Source organism: Neopusillimonas aromaticivorans (assembly GCF_030344915.1).
GTDB lineage: Bacteria > Pseudomonadota > Gammaproteobacteria > Burkholderiales > Burkholderiaceae_B > Neopusillimonas > Neopusillimonas aromaticivorans.
Genome location: NZ_CP128233.1, coordinates 2,516,369 through 2,540,556 on the forward strand (window position 1 = coordinate 2,516,369; position 24,188 = coordinate 2,540,556).

The following is a 24,188-nucleotide window of genomic DNA, read 5'->3' on the forward strand; positions in this document are numbered from 1 at the left end:
TTTGTTTTGAGCCTAAAGCGTGGTCTGTCCTGTGTTGTCACTGTTTTTATTCGTGTTTGTCGTGGCATGGCCGTCGAACCAGAAGTAGCCTTCACGGTCGATATGTGCAAGCGTGCCCGTCAGAAACCAGTCACGCCTGAAGTGCTCGTGGTCGGGTGCCGGGGCAAGGTTGGGCCAGTAACCGGAAAACAGTACCGGGTCGGCAAACCCGTGGATGTCGAAACGGTTGACGGCAATTTCTCCGGTGACACCGGCCGGGCAAATGCGCCCGTCAGGGTCAATGACGGAAACCAGATGCCCCGGGTAAGCACGCCCCAGGCTGCCAGGCTTGCCCGGCCAGCGGGCGCTATGCCCGATGACAGCCGCCGCTTCGGTACGACCCCAGACAGAATTGGGGGCAAGGTTAAGGCGTGATTCGAACCAGTCTGTTGTCGCCGCACTTGGGTGCTCACCAGTGGCACTGATGGCGCGCACCGTGAACGCGGTCGGATCGAGATCGGGTGAGCCCACCGTAACGGCGCGCAAGGCTGACCAGGATGCACATACATTGGTGACGTTGTAGTGTGACAGTGCTTCGAGGGTTTGGTGTACGTTGGCACTGCCTGGCAGGCCGACAATAGGGTGCCCGAAATAAAGACAGGGCAACAGACCTTCAAGCAGGCCTTCCGGGCTGCTCCAGTGCGCTTCGGTCCAAAAAATGTCTCGAGCGTGCGGGAACCAGTTTTGTGATGCCACAAAGCCGGGCAACATCCCGATGAGCGCACTGTGTGGCAATACAGCGCCCTTCAGGGGGTGTCAGTGCCCAGTGGATAAAAAGAAATGCCGGGCTTTGCGCTGTGGTGTCTGCAATTTTGAAGACATCAGGTTGGCGGGCCAGCAGGCTGGACCACGACAGGGTTGAATCGTGCTGAAAACCATAACCAATGATCTGGCCCAGCGCCGGATAAACCGATTGGGCATGAACGATACCCGGAACCTGGGTGGCATCGACAATGGCGATGTTGGCCCGGGCGTCGATGATACGTGCCGTGACCTGATGCGCATTCAAGACCGGCGATAACGGTAATACCACGCCGCCCGCGGCAAGAACGGCCAGGCAAGCGGCTACAAATTCAGGCCCTTGTGACATGGCAACGGCTACACGGTCACCTTGCGCCAGGCCCATTTTTTGCAGGCCGGTGGCCAGTTTTCCGGTGGTGACGGCCAGTTCGCCATAGCTGCAGCGTCGGGCTTCACCGAATTCATTTTGTGTGAACAGGGCAGGACGACGACCTTGCAACGGATTAACGGCCCAGCGCTGGAGGCACAACTGCGCAATGTTGACAGAAGCGGGGACATGCCACCTGAAAGAGGCGTAAAGCGCCGGGTACTGGTCGTTCATTGTCGTTTTAATACCTGATACGTCATCGGAAGCGGTCTGGCTGCTTTTACCGATGCAAGCATGAACGACTCGGCGCTGATGTGCAACGTTTTGGGCGTATAAAAATCCGCCCCTAGGGTTTATACGGATATCAGCCGGGTGCCCAGCAGGCGGTCATGCAAAAACTGCTTGTCGGCATCAAACCAGGTCCAGACGAACAAGGTAAACGGGGCGAAAACAATCAGCATGTAGATTGAACTGTAGGTGGTTATCTGGACCAGCATCCAGATGATGCTAGCGAAGACCAGAGGAACAATCCACAGCAACAGGTAACGAAATAACAGGCGAGCGAATGGCGGAGTTTTGCCATCGCGGTCAATCAGACGCACATTCCAGGTTTTCATGGGCAGTGTCTGGCCACCGTAGCGCCAGCAGGCCAGGAAGTAAATACCGATAGCTGCAAATACAACCGCCTGGCGCCCGGCACGAAATGTCAGGCCGGTACGACTTTGTGTCAAGGTGTCAAACAGATAGGCAGCCAGAAAGATCACACCAAACAGTAATACACCCTCGTACATCATGCAGGCGAAACGACGCAACCGGTTTGGGGTGGGTTTTTCGAGCAACATGACAGGGTTGGGGGCGGGTGGGGGTGCAGGGCGGTTTTTCTTGGGCATTTCAGAACGATCGGAGGTCAACTTTTGGTTGACCGCATTATCGCCGATTATCTGCGGGTTCGTTGGTGCGATCCCAAAGAAAAAAGCCACAATTGCAGTAGTGCAATTATGGCTTTTTGCGTCGCTGACCTGGCAAGGGAGGGCAGATTCTACCCTGCCCGGGCCTGATCCGTAGCGAGTTTGGTTTGCTTAGGCAGCAGAACCTACGGTACCACCGTTGTGGCTTTTTGCGGGTGTCGCTTTGGTTGCCTTGCCGCCGAGTTTCACGAACAGTTTTTTCAACGCTTTACCGGGCTTGATGCGCATCTGATCTTCGATCGCGGCTTGCATAAGCTGGCGCTCGAGTTCATCGGTAAGACGGATATCGCTGTGCAGTTGGTTCATGATCTGGCCTCTCTGAGTAATTTGAACGTTTCGTTCAGGGTTAACCCTATTATAGGGAAAACCCTAGGCCATTTGCAAGCTTATTCGTCGAACATTGCAAAAAACCGCTGAACCCTGTGGTGCCAGAATCACAAAAATAAAAGTGTGTTCACTTTTTCTCGCGGCGGTAGCTTTCTTTGACCATATCGAACATGAACAAACGGCAGTCCAGTGCCCCGTTGTGCAAGGGGTAGCGTCGGCGCGGTTTCAGACGTAGTTTTTGCGGCAAGTCGAGGTCGCTTGAAATGACGCTGACATGCCATCCGCTGTAGTTCTGCTTGAGGTTTTGCGACCACTCCCACCACAACGTATCGTCGCCGTCATCCAGACGCTCGCCATAGGGCGGGTTGGTGACCAGCCAGCCATTATTGGCCGGTGGCAACACATGGCGCGCATCGGCGACTTCAAAGCGGATGGTGCCTGGCGTCAACCAGGCGCGTTCCATATTGCTCAGCGCCGCTTCAATGGCATGCGGGTTGATGTCGCAACCCGTTAGCGGAGTGTCAAGACGCGTGGCGATGCGTGCCCTTGCTTCGGTCTTGATGTCCTTCCAGCGCCGTTCGTCATGATTGCGCAGACGCTCAAACGTGAACGGACGCCAGATGCCTGCGGGCACACCCAGGGCGATCCAGGCGGCTTCAATAAGAATGGTGCCACTGCCACAAAACGGGTCGAGCAGCGGGGCAGATGGATCCCACCCTGACAAGGCCAGCAGGCCCGCCGCCAGGTTTTCACGAATGGGGGCTTCACCCTTGTCCAGGCGCCAGCCGCGCTTGAACAGCGATTCGCCCGATGTATCAAGATAAAGCGTGGCGGTGGTTTCGTCCAGGAACAAGTAGACACGCGCGTCAGGGCGAACGGTATCAATGTCCGGACGAGCCCCTTCGCGGTCACGCAGGCGGTCACAAATACCGTCTTTGGCTCGCAGGTTACAGTACTGCAGGCTCTGCATGGGGCTGCGGATGGCCGATGTATCGACCCGAAGGGTTTGTTCGGCACCGAACCAGCGCTCCCAGGGGTGCTGGCTGCCAGTTCCAGAATGTCGTCTTCCGTGCTGACCGGCGCATGCGCTACTTGCACCAGCACGCGCGTGGCCAGGCGTGAATACAGGTTGATGCGCAAAATGCCGTTCCAGTCGGCCGTCAGGCGACAGCCCGCGCGGTCGGTGCGGGCGTCGTCAAACCCCAGGGCGGCCAGTTCGGCGCAGAGTGCCTCTTCCAGCCCGTGCGGACAGGGGTAAACACCGGAAATGTTTCGGTCAGACGAATGGAATCGTGTCGCAGCGGTCGGTTACGTGGCGACCGAGGGCGGTCGTCGATGGACGGAGCCTCTTGAACCGGGGGCGGCCAGCACGCGGACGGTGATCTTCGTCCCGTTTGGAGTGCCGCGCGATGGGTTCTTCGGCGCGGCGGTTCGGACGAGCGCGGCGTGGTTCCGTCGATGCGGGCATTAAGGCCGGTTTGTCGGGTGTGTCGCCTTTGCGTTTGACCAGTTCACGTTGCGCCACCAACCGGGCCCGTGCTCCCGAGCGTTGCTTGCGTTCAGGCCCGGGTCTGGCCGTTGCGTCAACCGCCGTTGCCGGTTTTTTCAGTGTCAGGGTTTTCTTTGGAGGGTCGTCGGCCATGATTGTTTCAGGTTCAGAAGGGTCGGGTGACGACCAGAATAAGGACGATCAGCAGCAGGATGACCGGTGCTTCGTTGTACCAGCGGTAAAAGCGGTGACTGCGTGTGTTGGCGCGTGCAGCGAAGGTTGCCAGCAACGAACGGCAACTGAGGTGGTAGCCAATGAGAAGCAGCACAAAAATACTTTGGCGTGCATCCAGCCCTGCCCTCGGCCCAGGCCATAGCCCAGCCATAGCCACAGGCCAAGAATCACGGCAGGGATGGCCAGGATCGTCATGAACCGGTACAGCCGTCGCGCCATGCCCAACAGGGTTTCATAGGACTCTGCCGACGTGGTTTGCGCAAGGTTGACGTAGATGCGTGGAAGGTAGAACAACCCGGCAAACCATGAAATGACAAACAGCAGGTGAAAGGTTTTTATCCAGAGCATAAGGTTAGCCGCGCAATTGCCCGTTACCGCTCAAGACCCATTTCAGCGTGGTCAGGCCCTCAAGGCCGACCGGGCCGCGGGCGTGCAGCCGGTTGGTGGAGATACCGATTTCCGCACCCAGGCCGTACTCGAAGCCATCGGCAAAACACGTGGGCAGGTTGATGTAGACCGAACTGGAGTCGACATGGCGCTGAAAACGTTCGGCAGCTGCCAGGCTTTCAGTAACAATCGCTTCGGTGTGACCCGAGCTGTAACGGGCAATATGAGCCATGGCCTCGTCTTGCGAGTCAACGATACGTATGGCCAGAATGGCGGCCAGGAATTCAGTCGCCCAGTCGTCTTCGGTGGCGGCCACGGCTTCGGGAATCAGCGCCCGGGTGCGGTCGCAACCACGCAGTTCGACGCCCTTGTCGATCAAGGTTCGCGCAATGCGGGGCAGCATGACCGGTGCGGCGTCGGCATGCACCAGCAGGGTTTCCATGGCGCCGCAAACCCCGTAGCGGTAGGTTTTGGCATTGACGGCAATGTCGTGGGCCTTGTCGGCGTCTGCGGCGTCGTCGATGTAGACGTGACAGTTGCCGTCCAGGTGTTTGATCAGGGGACCTTGGCTTCTTCAGACAGGCGTTTGATCAGGCCTTTGCCCCCGCGGGGAATGATGACATCGACATAGTCGGTGAGCGTTACCAGATGCCCCACGGCAGCACGGTCGGTCGTGTCAACCACCTGAACGGCGTCTTGCGGCAGGCCGGCATCGGCCAGGCTCGCCTGAATGATGCGACCCAAGGCACGGTTGCTGTGAAAGGCTTCACTGCCGCCGCGCAAAATGGTGGCATTGCCCGATTTCAGGCACAGCGCAGCGGCATCAATCGTCACGTTTGGACGTGATTCATAAATGATGCCGATGACACCGAGCGGCACGCGCATTTGCCCGACACGCATGCCATTGGGCCGAATGTTCGAGGCTGTCATGCTGCCGACCGGATCAGGCATGTCGGCAATCTGGCGCAAGCCGGTGGCCATGATGCTCAGCGCCTTGTCTGACAGCGTCAGGCGGTCAAGCAGGGCAGGTTCAAGGTTATTCTGGCGTGCGGCCTCGAGGTCGCGGGCATTTTCGGCCTGCAGGGTGCTGCGTTCAGACTCAAGGCGGTCGGCCATGCTGCGCAGGGCCGTTGATTTGGTTTTGTCAGAGGCCACCATCAGTTCGCGTGATGCAGCGCGTGCGCGACGACCGAGTTCGGTGATGGCGGAAGCAATGTCGTGTGTCATGGATTAGTCAGTTCAGTGGGTACGGGAAGGCCTGGATGGCGTCATCGCAATGCGTAATGCCAGCCGAGCCAGTTCATCCCAGGGGTCATCAAGCCGCCCGGAGACAGGCAGGCCCTTGATAAGGCGGTCGATGTCGTGGGCGTGTTGTACGGCGGAAGGCCAGGTGTTTTGCGCAACCCGGTCGAGGGTTTGACGAACCAGGGCCTCGCGGGCACCAAAAATCCGGTATTCACGCATCAGATTCGATAGATTATGCCCTTGCGCGCGCGCTTGCGCCAGCCGGGCCAGCACACGGACTTCTTCACCGATGGCCCAAAGTACCAGGGCAAGGCCTCGCCTTCGGCGCGCAGCCCTGCGAGAATGGTCTGGGTGCGACGGGGGTCGCCAGCCAGCATGGCGTCGCGCAACCCGAACAGGTCGTAGCGCGCGACATTCAGAACGGCTTGCCGGACGTCGTCGGCATTCAGCTGGCCTTGCGGGTACAGCAACCCCAGTTTCATGATTTCCTGGTGGGCGGCGAGCAGATTGCCCTCGACCCGTTCGACAATCCAGTTCAGGGTGTCGGCATCTGCGGACTGCTTCTGGCGCGCCAGCCTTTGGCCGATCCAGCGCGGCAATTCAGTACGCGAAATGGTGGGGATTTCGACAACGGTAGCGGCCTGCCAGAGTGCGCTGGCCCACTTGCTGGCGCGCGTGGTTTTGTCCAGGCGGGGCAGGGTGACCACGGTAACGGTGTCATCGGCCCCGCCTTTGTTGGCCTCGGCTGCCAGCGCTTGCAGGGCGTCGGCTCCGGCCTTGCCGGGTTTGCCTGACAGCAGGCGTACCTCGACCAGGCGCCGGTCGCCAAACAACGAGATGTTGCGTGTAGCCCCGCCCAGTTCCGTCCAGTCGCTGCGGGCGTCCATGACCAGGCTGGTTCGCTCGGTGAACCCGGCCTGTCGGGCGAGCGCCCGCAAGCCATCGGCCGCCTCGGTGACGAGCAGGGCTTCGTCACCGCTGATCAGGTAGAGCGGATCGAAAGCCGCATCGGGCCGGTCAAGCTGCCCGAGCAGGTGGTCAATATCGGTGGTACGCCCCATTTTGGCCGGGATCAGTAAAACCCGCCGGAAGGACTGGTGTTGGGCATGCGCAAGATGGATGGGGCATTGCCGTCGGAACCCATGACCGGGGGCTGAGGCGTTTTGACGGCCTCGGCATCGACAGGCAGGTCTTCAGGGTTTTCAAAGGCCGCCCGTACGTCGGGCGCGGTAATACGCCGCACGACCCGGTCAACCAGGCTTTTCTGCATTTCCGTGTAAAGCCTGCTGATTTCACCTTGCTTGGCTTGAAGGGCCGATGAATCGTACGGAATTTCACGCACTGCCGTGAGTGTGGTGGGCGGCAGGATAACGTGGCCGCGCGCGTCGGTGAGTTGGAAGGTGAAGTCAATACGTACTTCGTATTCCTCGACCTGGCCTTGCACACTGATGGAGACCTCGTCGAGTGATTGCACATTGGCCAGTTCCGTCAGGCGAGCTTGCGCCTGGCTGACGTCACTGGTGAAACGGGTTTCAGGTGACGAGGCCAGGATGGCGCGGCGCAGGCTGGCACCGAATGCCGTGTTTTCGCCAATGTTGGTGTACAGCGTGGTGAACGGCAAGGGCGTCTGGCCTTTGAGCCGGAAACCGCAAGCCGTCAGTAAAGCGACCAGACCCACACAGGCCAGCAGGCGCAAGCCGGTTGAAAAACGCCGTGACAGGCCTGAAAGAGTGTGATGGCTTTGCATACGCTGGATTATCCGACGATATTGACGAGTTTGCCTGGAACGACGATAACCCGCTTGACAGGGCGGCCTTCCAGGAATTTACCTACGGCGTCGTGGGCACCGGCCAAGGCTTCGATGTCAGCCTTGCTGGCCCCGTTGGCGACTTTCAGACTGCCGCGCAATTTGCCATTCACTTGAAGCATCAGTTCGATTTCGTCGGCAATCAGGGCCTTTTCGTCAACCTGGGGCCAGGGGCGTCGAGCATGTCACCCAGTACCCCCGCGTAACCCAGATCATTCCACAATTGCCAGGTGATGTGCGGCACAACAGGGTACAGTACGCGCAGCAAAACCCCCAGCGTGTCGGCCAGGGCCTGATGCGCGATGGTGGTGTCGGGCAGCTTGGCGGATTCAAGCGTATTCAGCATTTTCATGCAGGTGGACACGACCGTGTTGTACTGAATGCGCTGGTAATCGTAGTCGGCCTGCTTGAGCAGAGTGTAAATTTCGCGGCGCAGGGTTTTACTGGCTTCGTCGGCGTCATCCCACTGTGCCGGTTGGCCCTGTGCGGCAATGATGATGCCTTGTTGCGCATGGGCCCAGGACCACAGGCGACGCAGGAAGCGGTTGGCGCCATCGACGCCGGAGTCTGACCATTCCAGGGTTTGTTCAGGCGGGCTGGCGAACATGACAAACAGGCGGGCCGTGTCGGCACCCATAGTGTCGATCAGTGACTGCGGGTCAACACCATTGTTCTTGGACTTGGACATGGTGCCAATGCCGCCGTATTCAATGGCCGAGCCGTCTGATTTCAGTTTGGCGCCGACAATCGAGCCTTTGGCGTCGTAGAGGTTGTCGACATCTTCAGGCCAGAAGTATTCAATGCCGCCCTGGGCATTCTTGCGCGAATAAATATGGTTGAGCACCATGCCCTGGCACAACAGTTTGGTGAAGGGCTCGCTGAATTTGACCAAGCCCAGGTCGCGCATGACGCGGGTCCAGAAACGGGCGTACAGCAGGTGCAGGACAGCGTGCTCGATGCCGCCGATGTACTGGTCCATGGGCATCCAGTAATCATTGCGCTGGTCGACCATGGCCAGGTCGTTGCCTGGTGATGTGTAGCGCATGAAATACCAGGATGAATCAACGAAGGTATCCATGGTGTCGGTTTCACGACGGGCATCGGCGCCACATTTCGGGCATTTGCACGACAGGAACGCTTCATTTTTGGCCAGCGGGTTGCCCGAGCCATCGGGGATGAGGTCTTCAGGCAGTACGACGGGCAGGTCTTGTTCGGGTACGGGTACCGGGCCGCAGCTGTCGCAGTGGATGATAGGGATGGGAGTGCCCCAGTAGCGCTGACGGGAAATGCCCCAGTCGCGCAGACGCCAGGTGGTTTGTTTTTCGCCCAGACCTTTGGCGGCCAGGTCAGCGGCAATGGCATTGACCGCATCGGCGTGTGTCAGGCCGTTGTATTTGCCTGAGTTGACGGTGTGGCCTTGTTGTTTGTCGCCATACCATTCTTGCCAGGCGTCGGTACTGTAGGTTTTGCCTTCGACCCCGATGACGTCAATAACAGGCAGGTTGTATTTTTTGGCGAAGGCGAAATCACGCTCGTCGTGGGCGGGTACACCCATGACGGCTCCGTCGCCGTAGCTCATGAGTACATAGTTGCCAACCCAGACATCAACGGCAGCCCCGGTAAGCGGGTGAGTGACCTGCAGGCCGGTAGGCATGCCTTCTTTTTCGCGGGTGGCGATTTCGGCTTCGGTGGTTCCCCCAGCTTGCAGGCCTCGATGAATGCGGCCAGTTCGGGGTTGGTTTTTGCGGCGTGAGCGGCCAGCGGGTGTTCGGGGGCGACCGCGCAGAAAGTGACGCCCATAATGGTGTCGGCACGCGTCGTGAAGACATACATGCGGCCATTCTGGATCAGTTGGCCGTCATGGTCTGTGATGGTATGGGTGAACGCAAACCGTACCCCTTCGCTCTTGCCGATCCAGTTTTCCTGCATCAGGCGAACCCGCTCGGGCCAGCCGGGCAAGCCATTCTTGACCTGGTCGAGCAATTCTTCGGCGTAATCGGTAATGCGAAGGTAATAACCCGGGATTTCACGTTTTTCAACGGGTGCGCCCGACCGCCAGCCTTTGCCGTCAATGACTTGCTCATTGGCCAGAACGGTTTGGTCAACCGGGTCCCAGTTCACGACCTGGGTTTTGCGGTAGGCAATGCCCTTTTCAAGCATTTTCAGGAACAGCCACTGGTTCCATTTGTAGTAGCTTGGGTCGCAGGCGCACATCTCGCGCGACCAATCGATGGCCAGCCCCATCGCCTTCATTTGTTTCTTCATGTAGGCAATGTTGTCATAGGTCCATTTGGCGGGAGGGACCTGCGATTTCATGGCTGCATTTTCTGCAGGCATGCCGAAAGCGTCCCAGCCCATTGGCATCAGCACGTTGTAACCCCGCATGCGCAACTGGCGCGCCATCATGTCGTTGATGGTGTAGTTGCGTACGTGCCCCATGTGCAGTTTGCCACTGGGGTAGGGCAGCATGGAACAGGCGTAGAACTTGGGCTTGGCCGAGCCGTCGGGCAGCGTGGCGTCTTCAGTAACGCGGTAGGCATCGCGCGCTTGCCAGTTTTGTTGTGCGGCCAGTTCGACTTCGTTGGGGTTATAGCGTTCCTGCATGATGTCGTGCTCTTTGAAGGGTTTGATGCAAACCGTACATTATAGGATGCCACGCAGGGATGTGCGGTGTGGGCAATTTTGCGGGCATAAAAAAACCCTGCCTGGGCAGGGTTTTTGACAAAGTAACCAATTACTTGAGTTTGGTTTCTTTGTAGTCAACGTGCTTGCGAGCAACGGGATCAAATTTCTTGATCAGCATTTTCTCGGGCATGTTGCGCTTGTTTTTGGTCGTTGTGTAGAAGTGACCCGTGCCAGCGGTGGACTCGAGTTTGATCTTCTCGCGGATACCTTTTGCCATGATGAGCTCCTTGTAGCGCTAGCGTGATGAGTTAAGCGACTTCGCCGCGAGCGCGCAGGTCGGCCAGAACGGATTCAATACCGTTTTTGTCGATGGTGCGCAGGGCGTTGGTGCTGACACGCAGACGAACCCAGCGGTTTTCGCTTTCGACCCAGAAACGGCGCGATTGCAGGTTAGGGAGGAAGCGACGCTTGGTTTTGTTGTTAGCGTGCGAAACGTTGTTGCCCACCATCGGGCCTTTGCCGGTAACTTGGCATACGCGTGCCATAATAGTGCCCCTTAAGACTGTATTCTGCTGTGGTCAGCCCATATATGCCATAAGCTTGCAGGCCAGGGGCCCCAGGTGGCATATGCTGCGCTGTCGTATTCAATGTTGGTGTTCGGTGGGGTAAAAATACACCCGGTAAGCCCGCTATTCTAATACGAAACGGGCTTGTTGATCAAGCTTTGGAAAATGCAATGCGTCCAAATAACCACGACAGAAAGGCGCAGACGGTTAAAAGTGCGGTCATGGGCAACGCCGAGTCCGACTGCCACCCGCTGATCGCCAGCCCTGCCAGGGTGCCAAACACCATTTGCAGTGTTCCCATCAGGGCCGATGCCACCCTAACCGGTGGCCCTGGCGTGCCAGAGCCATGGCGGCCGAGTTCGGGAACACGAAGCCCTGGCAGGCCATGAAGCCAAGCAGGCAGATCATGAACAGGGTAAGGTTGAGCAGCCCCAGCAGGGTAAGTACGGCTCCGGTTGCGGTAACGACAAGGGCGACAGTTTGCGAGCGGGCCAGCAGTTTGTCAGGGCTGTGGCGGTTGAGCAGGCGTGCGCTGTATTGAGACATGAAAATCAGTGCAGCGGCATTGGCGCCGAATAAAACGCCGAAAAAATCTGTGCCAATACCGTATACATCCATCAGCACCCGTGGTGCGCCCGAAATGTAGGTAAACAGCCCGGCGGCCCCGAAGCTGCCTGAAAGCGCATAAAAGATAAAGTGCCGGTCGCAGACCAGACCCCAGTAATTGCGACTGATCGCTTTAATGTTCAGCGGGTTTCTGTTCTCGGGCGGCAGCGACTCGGTCATGCGCAGCCACGACGCCGCAAGCAGCCCGAATCCGGTCAGGGCCATCAGGCCGAATATGCCGCGCCATCCGGTGTAGGGCAACAGATAGCCGCCGAACAACGGCCCCAGAATGGGCATGACCCCCAGGATCAGAATAAGCAGCGACATGGCCTTCGAGGCGTCGCGGGTTTCAAGTTTGTCGCGAATGACTGCACGGGGAATCACCATGCCGGCCGCGCCCCCAAAGGCCTGCACGAATCGCCATAGGGTCAGGTGTTCTATGTCGTCGGTCAGCGTGCAGCCGACCGAGGCAACGGTGAACAGGACCAGACCGAAAAGAATGGGTTTGCGGCGCCCGTAGCGGTCGGCCAGAGGGCCATACAGAAGTTGGGCCAGGGCCAACCCGAACAGATAGACAGCCAGTGTGCGCTCAACGTTGCCCTGGCTGGTGGACAGCCCTTCGGCAATGAACGGGAATGCAGGCAGGTAAAGGTCAATGGCCAGTGGGCCAATGGCAGACAGCGCACCCATGAGCAGCAGCCAGCCGGGAATTTTTTGCAGGGAAGAATCAGACATGTCGCCACAACAGGCAGTAATGTGGATGAGGGTAATACGCAGACGCGTTACCAAAGCGCGATCCTAACGTACTAATTATTAAATTAACCTGAAAACCCTTCGGGCCGGGCAGGTTTGATGGTCTGTCATTGCCCGGGGTTTGATGATAAATTGTCTGGCAAATAATAATGTGTCAGCGGCGTCACGACACCACGAGAGATGTTCAAGCAGTTTTATGACATAGGGAGTGAAGAGTGAGTTCGATGTTGTCCATGGTAGAAAAAAGCTCGCGGGTTTGCCGGTTGCAGTCCAAATGCAACTGCCCGACGGGGCCAGGGTGGGGGCGATCAGTCCGAAAATGAAACTGGTCGTGAAGGACAAGGGGACGTTGGTCAATTTTGCGACCGGACAGGCGGGCAGCCTGGGGAAGACTACGTTGAGGGGCGGTTCGAGGTCGAGGGCTCCATGCGTGACCTGATGAAAGTGGCCGCGGCGATTCTCAATGACAACCCGGTCCAGACGGCCAAGACGAACTGGTTGGCCGGTTTGGCGCGCCATGCGGTATCCATTTATCGTCACACGACCGCCCGCGATGCGCAGCAGATCCAGTTTCACTACGACTTGTCTGACGAATTTTACGGGCTTTGGCTTGACCCGCGCCGCGTGTATTCCTGCGCGTATTACCGCGAACCCGAAATGACGCTGGCCCAGGCGCAAGAGGCCAAGCTTGATCACATCTGCCGCAAACTGCGTTTGCACGAGGGTGAGCGTTTTCTGGATATTGGCGCAGGCTGGGGTGGGCTGTTGCTTTGGGCAGCCGAAAATTACGGGGTCGATGCGACGGGTATCACCTTGTCGAAGAATCAGCACGCTCACGTCAATCGTCTGATCGAGCAAAAAGGCCTGTCCGGACGTGTGCGCATGCACTTGCTTGATTACCGGCATCTCGAAGAGGTGCAGCCGTATGACAAGATTGCCTCGGTGGGCATGTTCGAGCATGTGGGGTGTGCCCAGCTTGAAACGTATTTTGCCAAGTTGCGTCGTCTGCTCAAGCCGGGTGGGCTGATCATGAATCACGGTATCACGGCGGGCGGTGTTTATAACGCTGAAGTGGGTGCCGGCATGGGCGAATTCATTGAAAAGTATATCTTTCCGGGGGCGAGCTGACCCACATCAGCAACGAACTGGCGCAGGCTGCGCTGGCCGGGCTTGAGGATGTGGATGTCGAGAATCTGCGTCCGCATTATGCGCGTACGCTGTGGGCCTGGAGTGACTCGTTGGAGTCACAGCTTGAGACGGCCCGCGCCACATTGAAACCGGGGGTCCAGGGTGACAAGTCCTTGCGGGCCTACAGGGTTTATCTGGCCGGTTGTGCCTTGGGCTTTGAGCAAGGCTGGATCGCGTTGCACCAGGTCCTGTTTCAGCATCGCGCGACCGGGCGTCAGGACGAGCTTGATAACCCGGCTGACCTTTCATTCCCGTGGCGTCGCGACTATATCTACAAATAGCGGGCCGGCACGCTGCTTCGGTGCCGTTCAGGCCAATTGGCGGTGCGTGTGTCAGTGCTGCACGTAGCGTTTTAGTGTGCGCCAGTACCACAGACGCAGCAACAGCGCCGAAAGCCCCAGGCCCAGTGCCGCCGTCAGCCACAGTGTCGCGGCGCCGGTCGGGGCATTGGGCATAATGGCATTAATAATGGGCTGTAACGCACCAGCGGCAGGCCCAAACCCCAGATACCAACCGCCGATCAAGCCAATGCCGGTCAGGGCAACAACCTGCATCACCAAAGGCATGACGGCGACTTTCCAGGCGCGCAGTACGTAGGTGTTGATGCATTGCATGGCATCAAACAGATGGAAGATCGGCAATATAAACAGCAGTTGCGTGGCCAGGCGGGTGACGTCAGGGTCGGTGGTGTACAACGCCAGGATCAATGGTTTGAAACTCACCAAGAGTGCCGATGTCAATAGGGCGCCAGACAGCGCCAGGACGAACCCGGCACGCCCGGTCAGCATGGCGCGTGCCGGATCCCGGGCGCCAATGGCTTGCGAGGTCAGCGATGCCGAGGCAATGCCAATGGCCATGGGCATCATGTAGCACAGGGCGGCCAGGTTGGCCATGATCTGGTGGCTGCCCGAAACAAACATCCCTTCGCGCGCAACCATCAAGGCCATGAACGTGAAGGCGCAGACTTCAACCAGGTAAGAGCCGCCCATGGGCAAGCCCAGCCGCAACAGTTCCTTTTGTGCCGACCAGCGAGGGCGCCCGGGACGCAAGCGGAATTGTCTGAAAAAGCCATCATTGCGCAAGACCCAGAGCCCCATTGCCAGCATCAGCCAGCTGACGGCAGCGGTGGAAAGTCCGGCTCCCGCTGCACCCATTGCAGGCAGGCCAAATTTGCCAAACATGAACGCCCAGTTCAGCAAGGCCTTGACGGGGATGCTGACCAGATTGATGGTCATGACGACTTTTGGTCGTGATACGGCGGTACCCAGGCAGTAAATGGTGCGGAATATCAGGGCCGCCGGCATGGCCAGGATCAGTGCATACAGGTAATACCGTATTTTCGTCATGACCTCAGGGTTGATGTTCCCCGAAAACTCCAGCCAGGCCTCAGGGAACAAGAGCGTAATCGCACCGGCGGCAGACAACCCCAGGGCCAGCCATACGCCCTGGCCCCAGGCCTGGCCAACGGCCTCCAGGCGACCTGCGCCAAAGTGCTGCCCGATGATCGGAATCAAGGCGTGGATCACGCCCATCAAACCGATGAAAATCGTCAGGTAAATGGACACGGCAAGCGACATGGCCTGCAGGTCGGCAGCGCTGGTATGGCCCGCCATGGTGGTATCAATCACGGCGAAGGCCATGCTGGCCCAGGCGCTGATCAGTACAGGCCAGGCCTGGCGTACCGTTTCTTTCAGGTAGCGCTTCAGGGTTGGGGGTAATGCCGTGGGGGCGTTCATTGCGAGGAACGACGAAGCAGCAGAAAGTTTTCTTTGCGCTCGGCAGGCCGGTTTCCGGCCCACAGTTGACGGGTTGCACGGCCCGGCAAGGCGACATAGCCCTCGTTCAGTGCCTGCGGGCTGGTTTGGACCAGAACCAGCGGGCAGCCGGAATCGTGACTGAATGTCAGGTTGTCATAAATATAAAATGCGGCGCGTTGACCAAGGCCAAGCCCAATGGTGCTGACGCATTCGTTTTGTTGCCGGGTACTGTGCAGGGCGTTGGCCAGATCGGCAGAGACACTGCGGTAGCTGCGCACGTAGTCAAGTGCGGGCATCCAGAGGGCGACCAGTAACAGCCAGGTCGTGATGATGCCGCCCGCAGACAGTACGGTACCTCGCCACAGGGCAGCCGGCCGGTGTTGCAGACGCCAGCGCACCAGTGCAATCCAGGTTGCCGTGCCCAACATGGCAACCAGCAGGGCTGGCCATGAGATGACGGCTTCATACCCGTGCGTTTGTCGCGCGATGTTGTTGGCTATCTGGGCTGGCCAGCCCGCTTGCAGTGCAATCCAGCCGAGCCAGACGGTAACGGCGGTCAGTGAAAAACACATGACGGCGAACCAGTCGAGTGCATTGACGGCGCCGCGTCGCAGTGTTGGCAGTGCAAAGGCGGCCAGCACGGCCGAGGGGACGGCCAGCAGGGCATATTCCGGTTCGAACGGATCGGCCAGAAACATCATGAAGACCAGCGGCCACAGCGCGAACATCAGTGCCAGCCATATGTGGGGTGACTTGATCCAGCTGCGCCATTGCCAGACGGCCAGAATGGCGAATGGCCAGGTGGGCCAAAGGAACCAGGGCAGATCGCGCATCAGCGTCAGCAGTTCCTTGTATTGCGGCCAGGTCAGGGAATCGGTGTGCCAAAGCCACCAGTTCTGCATCCAGTACGGGCCAAAATGCAAGGCAGGCAGCAGCCAGATTGCAGACAGCGCGGCCGCCAGTGCCATGGCCAGGACAAGCCAGCGCCGTTGGTGCAGGGTGCCGAAGGGCGGTATGAATGCACAAAGTACAGCCAGCATGACTGGCAAGGCGCCGATCATGCCGCGAGCGAGAAATGCGCCGGCCAGTGCAATGCCCAGGAAATGGCCCCTGACATCGGGCGGTCAAGCATGCGAACGATGGAGTAGAAAGCCAGTGCCTGAAATGCAATCAGGGCAGGAACTTCCGAGCTTTCATGCATGCGCCACATGATGCCGGCCGTTGCCAGAATCAGCAGCAGGCCGGCGTCGGCAATCATGCGTCCGTAATCTTTGACGGGTGGTTCGCCGCCAAAGGGCAGTGGCAGTGGTTGCGCCTCAGGGCGACGGCCCAACAGGTAGGTGGCATACCATACCGATCCGGTCATCAAGCCAAACCACACCAGGTTGGGCAGGCGGGAGCTGATGATAATGGCATCCAGTGGTGTGGTGAACAGTGCGAAAAACGGGCTGAACAGCGTAATGAACAGCGCGCCCATCCACATCACCAAGGGGCCGTCTTGTGCATGCGCCTGGTTGCCCACCTGGGGCAGCCAGGCGGCCAGACCAGGCTCATTCAACGCCGACATCATGGTGGCCAGCCCGACGATATCGTCGGTCTTCCAGGGGTCGCGGAAGTAAAGGCCCGCAAAAATGTACACCAGGCCGAAAACGAGCAACAAGGCGCGAGGCAGTTTTGCTGTCGCCGAAGAGGTCAGGCGTGCGGGTGTAGAGCGGTTGTTGGTGGCGGCCACGGCTTTGAAGGCTACGCGTTGCAAAGATGCAATGTTAGTGTAAAACGGCATTAAAAAAGCAGCCGGTTGGCTGCTTTTTGGTACAGCGTCGTATGACGCTGCCATACCGAAGCACGGACAAGAACGGTAATTAACCTTTCTTGACGGTACCGGTTGTACGGGCAAAGCGGGCGCGGAATTTTTCGACGCGGCCGGTTTCGACGATACGGGTTTGCGCGCCAGTATAGAACGGGTGCGATTCGGAAGTGACTTCACACTTGAACAGCGGGTAGGTCTTGCCGTCGAGTTCGATGGATTCGCGAGTTTGCAACGTAGAGCGCGAAACGAACTTGTTTCCGGTTTGCTGGTCGAGAAACACGACTTCGCGGTATTCGGGGTGAATGCCTTCTTTCATGGTGGGTTCCTGTAGATGAAATTTCGGGTCGCCAGACCGCCGGTGCTGCACGCTAGCCGCGGCTACGTATCCTGGGTAACCCCTAATTCTAGCATGACAAAGAGTTGTGCGTCATGGTTTTGTTCATGACACTACACCTGCCCCCGTTCGGCCAGTGACACGGCAGTTCCGCCGGTGACGATAAGGTGGTCCAGCAGCCGGATATCGACCATCGACAGGGCTTGTTTCAGGTGTCGGGTCAGGACCAGATCTGCCTGGCTGGGTTCGGCTACGCCCGATGGGTGATTATGCGCCAGGATAAGCGCCGAAGCATGGTGACCAAGGGCCGATCTGACAACCTCTCGCGGGTAGACAGACGCCTGGCTGAGCGTGCCCTTGGCGATTTCGTCGGTGGCGATCAGGCGCAGCTGGCTGTCGAGATACAACGCGACACAGTGCTCGATTTTCAGGTGGCCCAGCAGGGCGGCGCAGTAGGTCTTGACCTGCTGTGGCTGATTTAATGTGATGCCTTGTTCGAGTTCTTCGGCCATGGCCCGCCGGGCCAGTTCGTTAATGGCGAGCAGTTCACATGTTTTGGCCTTGCCCAGCCCGGTTGTCGCCATCAGGGCTGCGGCATGGGCTGACAACAACCCCCGTAGCCCATTGAACTGGTTGATCAGCCGGTTGCCCAGACTGACCGCATCGCACCCTTTGATGCCGGTTCGTAAAATGATGGCCAGCAGTTCAGCGCTGGTCAGGGTTTGCGCACCGTAGGCCAGCAGGCGTTCGCGTGGCCGCTCGTTATTTTCGGGTGTTCTGTGAATGTGCATCATAAGCTCTAAAATAGGGGCCAGTAATGACCTCTACGGTGACAGATTTTGACTTCTTCTACAGACTCCATGAATGCTTTTGTCCGTCCGGATTCCTACCTGACCTTGCATTACCGCATCACGTTTGCCAGTGGCCCTGCGGCAGGTTCGGTGTTCGTCGATACGTTTTCTGAAAAACCCGCTACCTTGCAGCTGGGCGTCGGGCAGTGGGCGCCCACCATGGAAGAGGCGTTGATCGGCCGCGAGGAAGGTTCCTCGTTTGTGCTCGAACTGCCGGCCGCGCAAGCGTATGGCGAACGTAACCCCGATCTGATCCAGCGGGTCAGTCGCGGCATGCTCGAGGCCAACTCCGAGCCCGGCGTTCAGTATGATCCGGGCGATATTGTCACGTTTGCTGCGCCGAATGGTGCGCGTTATTCAGGGATCTGCAAGCAGTGGGATGGCGATTCGGCGCTGTTTGATTTCAATCATCCGCTGGCCGGGGCCGATTTGCGCATTGATGTGAAATTGTTGGGGGTGCTCTGATGGCGCTTGATTATCCCGACTTGTCGGCCACCGAAGTTGTATTGGCGCAACCGCGCGGTTTTTGTGCCGGTGTTGACCGCGCGATCGAAATCGTCGAGCGGGCATTGCGTTTGCATGGTGCGCCCATTTATGTGCGTCACGAAATTGTTCACAACCGCTATGTCGTAAATGACCTGCGTGAAAAAGGGGCCATTTTCATCGACGAGCTTGAGCAGGCTCCTGCGGGTGCCATTGTCGTGTTCTCGGCACATGGTGTTTCAAAGGCCGTACGCGAGCAGGCCGACCGGCTGGGGCTCAAGGTGTTTGATGCAACCTGTCCGCTGGTCACCAAGGTTCACGTCGAGGTTGCAAAAATGCGTCAGGCCGGGCGTGAAATCATCATGATCGGTCACAAGGGTCACCCCGAGGTTGAAGGCACGCTGGGGCAGGTGCCTGATGGCATGTATCTGGTCGAGACCTCTGATGACGTTCGGGCTCTTGAAGTGGCCAATCCCGATAATCTGGCGTTTGTCACCCAAACGACGTTGTCTGTTGATGATGCCGCCAAGGTTGCCGATGCGTTGCGTCAACGCTTTCCGTCCATTGTCGAGCCCAAGAAAAGCGATATTTGCTATGCCACCCAGAACCGCCAGGATGCCGTCAAGTTCATGGCCCCGCAGTGTGATGTAGTGTTTGTTGTGGGTAGTGTCAACAGTTCCAACTCGAACCGGTTGCGTGAAGTTGCCGAACGCAAGGGGGCGAAGGCCTGGCTCATTGACGACCCCGACATGATTCAGCCCGAATGGCTTCACGGGGCCCGGCGTGTGGGGCTGACCGCCGGAGCGTCGGCCCCCGAGGTTCTGGTGCAAAGCGTGGTAAATCGTTTGAAATCGCTGGGTGTGGTTTCGGTCAAGACCTTGCCCGGCACTGAAGAAAATATCGCATTTCCCCTGCCCAAGGGGCTTTCAAAACAAGCAGATCAGGACGAGGCATGAAAAAAGTGTGGGGGTTGTCGGGGTGGTGTTGGCGGGTGCCGTGGCATATGGCATTTCCAGCTGGTATGTCGGTCAGCGTGCGCAAGACTATATCGAGACGGCGGTCGTTGAAGGAAATGCCCGGTTGGGCAAGGTATTGGGTGAAGAACTCAGTACCCAGCCGGTGAAGTTGTCGATCAGTCGTTACGATCGGGGCTGGCTTTCCTCAAACATCATTTATTCGCTGAAGTTCTCGGGGTCCGGCGGGAAGTCACCGAATTCCTGCTGGCTGATACGCTGCATCATGGGCCGTTTCCGTGGTCGGCGGTTCGCCAGGGTGACCTGACGCCGGTGTTGGCCACCAGCCAGGCCACACTGATGCCCAGCGCCGGCAGCCAGCGCTGGTTCGACGCCCTTGGGGGCGTTCGCCTTTGTCGATTGCGTCCCGCATTGGCTTTAATGGGGCCGGAGAGTCCGACTGGCACTTCGAGGCGGTTGATTTCACCACCGACGCCGAGGCCAAAGTATCGTTTGGCGGGGGCATCTCAAGTTGACTTATGCCCCGGATCTGGCCGCTATCGCTACCCAGGGTGATTTTCCTTCGTTTTCGGCCCGGTTGCCCGATGATGAGTCTTTCTCGCTGCAGGCCCTGACGTTCGATAAATCGTATTCATTCGAAGGCGACCAGCCGGCGAAAATCCGCTTTGATATTGCCCAGACCCTTTATACGGGCTCCGACAATGCCAAAGTTCGTCTGGATGCCTTTACCCTGACCGGCGAAAGTTCTGAACAGAACGGCTTGTTTGACGGGAAGGCCCGCTACGAGGTTCAGGCGGTGCATTCGTCTGACGTCAACCTGGGCAAGCTCAGTGCGGCGTTTCAGGTCAGTCGTCTTGATCTGAAGGCCTTCCAGGCCCTGACCGGTCAATACGATGCCATCCTGGCCGAGCAGGGCCTGTCTGACGACGATCTGGCCGATCTTGATGATCGCGATGTGTTGCGATTGCGCGAGCATTTGTTCGAACTGCTCAAGTCGAAACCGTCCTTGGCCCTTGATCCCTTCGTCTGGGATAACGGCGAGGGGCAAAGCAGTTTGTCGGCAACATTTGATTTTGTCCGGCCCGACTTTGCGCTCATTGATGCGCCCTCAGACGAGTTGCTGATGCAGGCCGTGGGGCAGGTTGATGTGTCGGCTTCGGTCAGCAAATCAATGGTTGCCAAACTGTATGCCCAAATGATGTCGAGTACGGAAGACGCAGAGCGCGCCAATGCGACGGCACGCATGTTGTTCGATATGTATGCCGGTGTACTGACACGGACGGGTTTGGCCAAGTATGCCGACGGTGTCTTGACCAGCGCGATTCGTTATAAAGACCAGCAGGCCGTGGTTAATGGTACAACCTATACCATTCCTGAGTTCCTCGAGCGGCTTTCACTGCCGGACCTCTGATATAAACAACCCTGTCACCAAGGGGGCGTCTGATTCAGCGCCCCTTGGTTTTTCGTAATCCTGGAAGGGTTCAGCCGGGGAATTTGTCATATTTCCCCGGTACGATCCGTTCTGGCTGTCGTGCGGAGCTTTGCCATGTTTTTTGGTAATAACACTGTGCTGGTAATTTTTATCATCGGCGTTTTGCTGTTGATCATTGGCGTGGGTTTCCGGGATCGCAACCCGGGTATGGTTTTACTGGGTATCGGCCTGCTGGCCACCCTGTATGCGGTGGTGAAAAAAGCCATCGAATTATTTTCTTCTTGATGAGGTAGTTATGACACAACGTCGCACAGCATTGGTAACGGGTGGTTTGGGAAGTTTGGGAGAGGCAACCGCGAAAGCGTTGCACGATGCCGGCCATAACGTGCTGGTTACCTATTTTCCCGGTCACGAAGACCCGCAATCCTGGTTGTCGCGTACGGCGTCCGAGGGGTATGCCTTCAAGGCGTATCCGGTTGACGTTGCCGATTTTGATTCATGTCAGCAGTGTGCTGAACAGGTGTTTGCCGATGGTCACCAGGTGGATATTCTGGTGAACAACGCCGGTATTACGCGTGATGCGTCATTGGCCAAACTGGATAAAGACAATTGGGATGCCGTCTTGCGCACCAATCTTGATTCCGTCTTCAACATGACCAAATCGTTCTATGGCCCGATGGTGCAACGTGGATGGGGGCGCATCATCAGCATCTCGTCAGTCAATGGCAGCAAGGGTGCGTTTGGTCAAACCAACTATTCGGCGGCCAAAGCCGGTATCTACGGCTTTACCAAGGCACTGGCCCTGGAAACGGCTCGTAAAGGCGTGACCGTCAACTCGGTGTCACCGGGCTACCTGGATACTCCGATGGTTCGGCTTGTTCCCGAAGATGTGCTCAAGAACCAGGTAATTCCTCAAATTCCCATGGGGCGTCTGGGGCAGCCGTCCGAAATCGCCGCCTTGGTCACCTTTATCGCCAGTGAGGCTGCCGGCTTCATGACCGGTGAAAACGTCGCCATGAACGGCGGCCAGCACATGTATTGATCGGGGAAAACATGTCTAAATCTGTTCGATACGATACCTTCATTCAGCAGGCCCAGGAAAGCGGGCGGCGTATTTGTGCGGTTGCGCATCCGTGTGATGAAACATCGCTTGGGGCAGCCATCGAGGCCGGCGAGCTGGGGTTGTTCGTGCCATTGCTGGTTGGTCCTGCCCAGCGTATTCATGATCTGGCCCGCCAGCATGGCTTCAAGCTTGATGGCCTTGAAATTATTGATACCCCGCACAGCCATGCGTCGGCCGAGCTGGCTGTCGAGGCGGTCCAGTCAGGGCGGGCCACGTTGCTCATGAAGGGCAGCTTGCATACCGATGAGTTGCTGCACGCGGTTCTGGCGCACAAGGGTGGGCTACGCACCGGGCGTCGTTTGAGTCATGTGTTCATCATGGACGTGCCGAACCATGATGACCTGCTGTTTATTACCGACGCCGCCATCAATATTTTGCCCGACCTTGAAACCAAGGCCGATATCGTGCGCAACGCCATCGACATCCACCACGCCCTGGGTCTGGGTACGCCGCGCGTGGCGATATTGTCGGCAGTTGAGCAAATTACGGCCAAGATACCCAGTACGCTGGATGCCGCGGCACTGTGCAAGATGGCTGATCGTGGCCAGATACAAGGGGGTGCTCGACGGTCCTCTGGCGCTTGATAATGCCATCAGCCCGGAAGCTGCGGCCATGAAAGGCATTGTTTCACCCGTTGCCGGTCATGCGCAGATTCTTGTTGTTCCCGATCTGGAAGCCGGCAATATGCTGGCCAAAAACCTGTCATTTCTGGCGGGAGCCAGTGCTGCAGGCGTGGTCATGGGGGCTAAAGTACCCATCATCCTTACCAGTCGCGCCGATTCAGCCGAAACCCGATTGGCGTCTTGCGCGGTGGGTGTTCTGGTGGCTCGCTGGCGGGAAGAGCTTTTGGTGAAGGGGGCGGCATGACCCCGTTGTTGCTGGTTATCAATGCGGGTAGCTCAAGCTTGAAGTTCCAGGTGTTCGAGCAAGACAGCCCTCGCACGATTGCCAAAGTCATGGGGGGCAGATTTCGGGCATTGGCACCGAACGTCCCCATTTCAAAGTTACTGACGATCAGCAGATCCAGCGCGTCAATCGAGCGCTGGATCCCGATCAGGTGCCTGATCCTCCATCGGCTCAGGCCATTTTGCTGAATTGGCTTGACGAGCAACTGCCGGCAAAGCCGGTTGCCGTGGGGCATCGCATTGTGCATGGCGGGCCGAATTTCTCGGGCAGTGTAGTACTGACGGACGAAATCATTGCGCAACTCGAGGCCCTGGTGCCGCTGGCACCTCTGCACCAGCCCCATAATTTGTCGCCAGTGCGCGGCATTGCCCGCCAATGGCCGGGCGTCCCGCAGGTGGCGTGCTTTGATACGGCGTTTCATCGGCACCACTCACCTGTCTTTGAACGTTTTGCGCTGCCAGAACGCTTTTACGATCAGGGCGTGCGCCGTTACGGCTTTCACGGGTTGTCCTATCACTACATCGCCGATACGCTGAAACGCTATTACCCCGATCACGCCCTGGGCCGGGTGGTGGTTGCGCACCTGGGGTCGGGTGCGTCGGCGTGCGGTCTGCTGAACGGGGTCAGTATCGAGTCCACCATGGGGTTCACTGCCCTTGACGGTTTGCCCATGGGAACCCGGCCGGGCCGTCTGGATGCCGGCGTGGTGCTCTGGTTTCTCGAGCAGGGGCTGTCGCACGATGAGATCCAGCGCATTCTCTACAAAGAGTCGGGTCTTAAAGGTATTTCAGGGCTTAGTGGTGATGTGCGAGACCTGTTGCAAAGTGATTTGCCGCAGGCCCGTCTTGCGCTTGATTATTTCGCTTATCGCACGGCTGAAAGCATTGCGGGGTTGTGTGTGGCCCTGAAAGGGATCGACACCCTGGTGTTTACCGCAGGCATTGGTGAAAACTGCCCCGAAGTTCGCGCCGCCGTCTGCGAGCATCTGGCCTGGATGGGTATTCAGCTTGACTCCGGGCAAAATGCGCGCAATGCCTCGGTAGTGTCTGCCCCGGAAAGTGCTGCTACGGTACTGGTGATACCCACCAATGAAGAGCTTGTGATTGCCGTTGAAACTATCAAGAAAATCCATACCGGGTCCTGATGCTGTCAAATTCGTGACATGGTTTTTGATTG

The 24,188-nt window shown here is 58.1% G+C and carries 19 protein-coding genes and 9 pseudogenes; 11 read left to right on the plus strand and 17 right to left on the minus strand.

The features are described 5' to 3' along the window. Positions 1-12: 12 nt before the first annotated feature. The 13 genes and pseudogenes from N7E01_RS13845 to N7E01_RS13905 all read right to left on the minus strand — a co-directional run bounded on the left by N7E01_RS13845 (position 13) and on the right by N7E01_RS13905 (position 12,091). Positions 13-750, minus strand: coding sequence for an AMP-binding protein (locus N7E01_RS13845; RefSeq protein ID WP_289173282.1), 738 nt, complete (start codon positions 748-750; stop codon positions 13-15). Next, complete coding sequence (locus N7E01_RS13850; protein WP_289173284.1) at positions 653-1,381, minus strand: AMP-binding protein; 729 nt, start codon at positions 1,379-1,381, stop codon at positions 653-655. Before N7E01_RS13850 ends, N7E01_RS13845 begins: the two co-directional genes overlap by 98 nt. A 119-nt stretch (positions 1,382-1,500) precedes the next feature. Further along, positions 1,501-1,989, minus strand: a complete 489-nt coding sequence (locus tag N7E01_RS13855; protein ID WP_289175819.1) for an RDD family protein — start codon at positions 1,987-1,989, stop codon at positions 1,501-1,503. Between the two features lie 237 nt (positions 1,990-2,226). Continuing rightward, the gene (locus N7E01_RS13860; RefSeq protein WP_289173286.1) at positions 2,227-2,421 is read right to left on the minus strand and encodes a hypothetical protein; all 195 of its coding nucleotides are present in this window, start codon (positions 2,419-2,421) and stop codon (positions 2,227-2,229) included. 148 nt (positions 2,422-2,569) lie between these two features. Next, positions 2,570-4,084: pseudogene (locus N7E01_RS13865) on the minus strand (THUMP domain-containing class I SAM-dependent RNA methyltransferase). Between the two features lie 76 nt (positions 4,085-4,160). Next, positions 4,161-4,513 (minus strand): annotated as a pseudogene (locus N7E01_RS13870) (CopD family protein); the annotation flags it as partial. A 4-nt stretch (positions 4,514-4,517) separates the two neighbouring features. Then, a pseudogene (locus tag N7E01_RS13875) lies at positions 4,518-5,779 on the minus strand (glutamate-5-semialdehyde dehydrogenase). 12 nt (positions 5,780-5,791) lie between these two features. Continuing rightward, positions 5,792-6,858, minus strand: a pseudogene (gene holA, locus N7E01_RS13880) (DNA polymerase III subunit delta). 11 nt (positions 6,859-6,869) lie between these two features. Next, the gene (locus N7E01_RS13885) at positions 6,870-7,544 is read right to left on the minus strand and encodes an LPS-assembly lipoprotein LptE (RefSeq protein ID WP_289173287.1); all 675 of its coding nucleotides are present in this window, start codon (positions 7,542-7,544) and stop codon (positions 6,870-6,872) included. Positions 7,545-7,552: 8 nt separating this feature from the next. Beyond that, positions 7,553-10,208, minus strand: a pseudogene (gene leuS, locus N7E01_RS13890) (leucine--tRNA ligase). Between the two features lie 130 nt (positions 10,209-10,338). Next, complete coding sequence (gene rpmG / locus N7E01_RS13895; protein WP_003810296.1) at positions 10,339-10,506, minus strand: 50S ribosomal protein L33; 168 nt, start codon at positions 10,504-10,506, stop codon at positions 10,339-10,341. A gap of 31 nt (positions 10,507-10,537) precedes the next feature. Next, positions 10,538-10,774 (minus strand): 50S ribosomal protein L28, encoded by a 237-nt coding sequence (gene rpmB, locus N7E01_RS13900; RefSeq protein WP_093969031.1) that lies wholly within the window; start codon positions 10,772-10,774, stop codon positions 10,538-10,540. Positions 10,775-10,946: 172 nt separating this feature from the next. Beyond that, positions 10,947-12,091, minus strand: a pseudogene (locus N7E01_RS13905) (multidrug effflux MFS transporter). 278 nt (positions 12,092-12,369) lie between these two features. On the opposite strand from N7E01_RS13905, the pseudogene N7E01_RS13910 reads away from it, so the two are divergent. Then, a pseudogene (locus tag N7E01_RS13910) lies at positions 12,370-13,623 on the plus strand (class I SAM-dependent methyltransferase). Positions 13,624-13,674: 51 nt separating this feature from the next. Here N7E01_RS13910 and N7E01_RS13915 read toward each other — a convergent pair. The 4 genes and pseudogenes from N7E01_RS13915 to radC all read right to left on the minus strand — a co-directional run bounded on the left by N7E01_RS13915 (position 13,675) and on the right by radC (position 18,034). Next, the gene (locus N7E01_RS13915; RefSeq protein WP_289173289.1) at positions 13,675-15,078 is read right to left on the minus strand and encodes an MATE family efflux transporter; all 1,404 of its coding nucleotides are present in this window, start codon (positions 15,076-15,078) and stop codon (positions 13,675-13,677) included. Continuing rightward, positions 15,075-16,882 (minus strand): annotated as a pseudogene (locus tag N7E01_RS13920) (ArnT family glycosyltransferase). Before N7E01_RS13920 ends, N7E01_RS13915 begins: the two are co-directional and overlap by 4 nt. A 79-nt stretch (positions 16,883-16,961) precedes the next feature. Then, complete coding sequence (locus N7E01_RS13925; protein WP_289173290.1) at positions 16,962-17,225, minus strand: type B 50S ribosomal protein L31; 264 nt, start codon at positions 17,223-17,225, stop codon at positions 16,962-16,964. 131 nt (positions 17,226-17,356) lie between these two features. Continuing rightward, positions 17,357-18,034, minus strand: a complete 678-nt coding sequence (gene radC / locus N7E01_RS13930) for a RadC family protein (RefSeq protein WP_289175820.1) — start codon at positions 18,032-18,034, stop codon at positions 17,357-17,359. Positions 18,035-18,103: 69 nt separating this feature from the next. Between radC and N7E01_RS13935 the strand changes: the two genes are divergently transcribed. The 10 genes and pseudogenes from N7E01_RS13935 to N7E01_RS13975 all read left to right on the plus strand — a co-directional run bounded on the left by N7E01_RS13935 (position 18,104) and on the right by N7E01_RS13975 (position 24,156). Next, entirely contained in the window at positions 18,104-18,559 is a 456-nt protein-coding gene (locus N7E01_RS13935; protein WP_289173293.1) for an FKBP-type peptidyl-prolyl cis-trans isomerase, read from the plus strand. Then, positions 18,559-19,533 carry a 4-hydroxy-3-methylbut-2-enyl diphosphate reductase gene (gene ispH, locus N7E01_RS13940; protein ID WP_289173294.1) on the plus strand — a complete coding sequence of 325 codons (975 nt, stop codon included), beginning with the start codon at positions 18,559-18,561 and terminating at the stop codon, positions 19,531-19,533. The genes N7E01_RS13935 and ispH overlap by 1 nt, the downstream gene beginning before the upstream one ends. Before the next feature lie 7 nt (positions 19,534-19,540). After that, positions 19,541-19,858 (plus strand): DUF945 family protein, encoded by a 318-nt coding sequence (locus N7E01_RS13945; RefSeq protein WP_289173295.1) that lies wholly within the window; start codon positions 19,541-19,543, stop codon positions 19,856-19,858. After that, positions 19,810-20,106, plus strand: coding sequence for a DUF945 family protein (locus tag N7E01_RS18990; RefSeq protein ID WP_350495040.1), 297 nt, complete (start codon positions 19,810-19,812; stop codon positions 20,104-20,106). The genes N7E01_RS13945 and N7E01_RS18990 overlap by 49 nt, the downstream gene beginning before the upstream one ends. Beyond that, positions 20,063-20,962 carry a DUF945 family protein gene (locus tag N7E01_RS13955; RefSeq protein ID WP_289173297.1) on the plus strand — a complete coding sequence of 300 codons (900 nt, stop codon included), beginning with the start codon at positions 20,063-20,065 and terminating at the stop codon, positions 20,960-20,962. Before N7E01_RS18990 ends, N7E01_RS13955 begins: the two co-directional genes overlap by 44 nt. Before the next feature lie 156 nt (positions 20,963-21,118). Next, complete coding sequence (locus N7E01_RS13960) at positions 21,119-21,268, plus strand: hypothetical protein (RefSeq protein WP_289173298.1); 150 nt, start codon at positions 21,119-21,121, stop codon at positions 21,266-21,268. A gap of 10 nt (positions 21,269-21,278) precedes the next feature. Beyond that, positions 21,279-22,025 (plus strand): acetoacetyl-CoA reductase, encoded by a 747-nt coding sequence (gene phbB / locus N7E01_RS13965; RefSeq protein ID WP_289173299.1) that lies wholly within the window; start codon positions 21,279-21,281, stop codon positions 22,023-22,025. An 11-nt stretch (positions 22,026-22,036) separates the two neighbouring features. After that, positions 22,037-22,973: pseudogene (locus N7E01_RS13970) on the plus strand (phosphate acetyltransferase). Then, positions 22,970-23,200: a hypothetical protein gene (locus N7E01_RS18995; protein WP_350494859.1), complete on the plus strand. Its 231-nt coding sequence runs from the start codon at positions 22,970-22,972 to the stop codon at positions 23,198-23,200. Before N7E01_RS13970 ends, N7E01_RS18995 begins: the two are co-directional and overlap by 4 nt. Beyond that, complete coding sequence (locus N7E01_RS13975) at positions 23,164-24,156, plus strand: acetate/propionate family kinase (RefSeq protein WP_350494860.1); 993 nt, start codon at positions 23,164-23,166, stop codon at positions 24,154-24,156. The genes N7E01_RS18995 and N7E01_RS13975 overlap by 37 nt, the downstream gene beginning before the upstream one ends. The last annotated feature ends 32 nt before the right edge of the window (positions 24,157-24,188 follow it).

Excerpts from the sequence above, each read along its gene's own strand:
- rpmB (WP_093969031.1), bottom strand. The coding sequence starts at position 10,774 with ATGGCACGCGTATGCCAAGTTACCGGCAAAGGCCCGATGGTGGGCAAC.
- N7E01_RS18995 (WP_350494859.1), top strand. The coding sequence starts at position 22,970 with ATGACCCCGTTGTTGCTGGTTATCAATGCGGGTAGCTCAAGCTTGAAG.
- N7E01_RS13860 (WP_289173286.1), bottom strand. The coding sequence starts at position 2,421 with ATGAACCAACTGCACAGCGATATCCGTCTTACCGATGAACTCGAGCGC.
- N7E01_RS13845 (WP_289173282.1), bottom strand. The coding sequence starts at position 750 with ATGTTGCCCGGCTTTGTGGCATCACAAAACTGGTTCCCGCACGCTCGA.
- N7E01_RS13855 (WP_289175819.1), bottom strand. The coding sequence starts at position 1,989 with ATGTTGCTCGAAAAACCCACCCCAAACCGGTTGCGTCGTTTCGCCTGC.
- N7E01_RS13935 (WP_289173293.1), top strand. The coding sequence starts at position 18,104 with ATGAATGCTTTTGTCCGTCCGGATTCCTACCTGACCTTGCATTACCGC.
- N7E01_RS13885 (WP_289173287.1), bottom strand. The coding sequence starts at position 7,544 with ATGCAAAGCCATCACACTCTTTCAGGCCTGTCACGGCGTTTTTCAACC.
- N7E01_RS13925 (WP_289173290.1), bottom strand. The coding sequence starts at position 17,225 with ATGAAAGAAGGCATTCACCCCGAATACCGCGAAGTCGTGTTTCTCGAC.
- N7E01_RS13850 (WP_289173284.1), bottom strand. The coding sequence starts at position 1,381 with ATGAACGACCAGTACCCGGCGCTTTACGCCTCTTTCAGGTGGCATGTC.
- rpmG (WP_003810296.1), bottom strand. The coding sequence starts at position 10,506 with ATGGCAAAAGGTATCCGCGAGAAGATCAAACTCGAGTCCACCGCTGGC.
- phbB (WP_289173299.1), top strand. The coding sequence starts at position 21,279 with ATGACACAACGTCGCACAGCATTGGTAACGGGTGGTTTGGGAAGTTTG.
- N7E01_RS13915 (WP_289173289.1), bottom strand. The coding sequence starts at position 15,078 with ATGAACGCCCCCACGGCATTACCCCCAACCCTGAAGCGCTACCTGAAA.
- radC (WP_289175820.1), bottom strand. The coding sequence starts at position 18,034 with ATGCACATTCACAGAACACCCGAAAATAACGAGCGGCCACGCGAACGC.
- ispH (WP_289173294.1), top strand. The coding sequence starts at position 18,559 with ATGGCGCTTGATTATCCCGACTTGTCGGCCACCGAAGTTGTATTGGCG.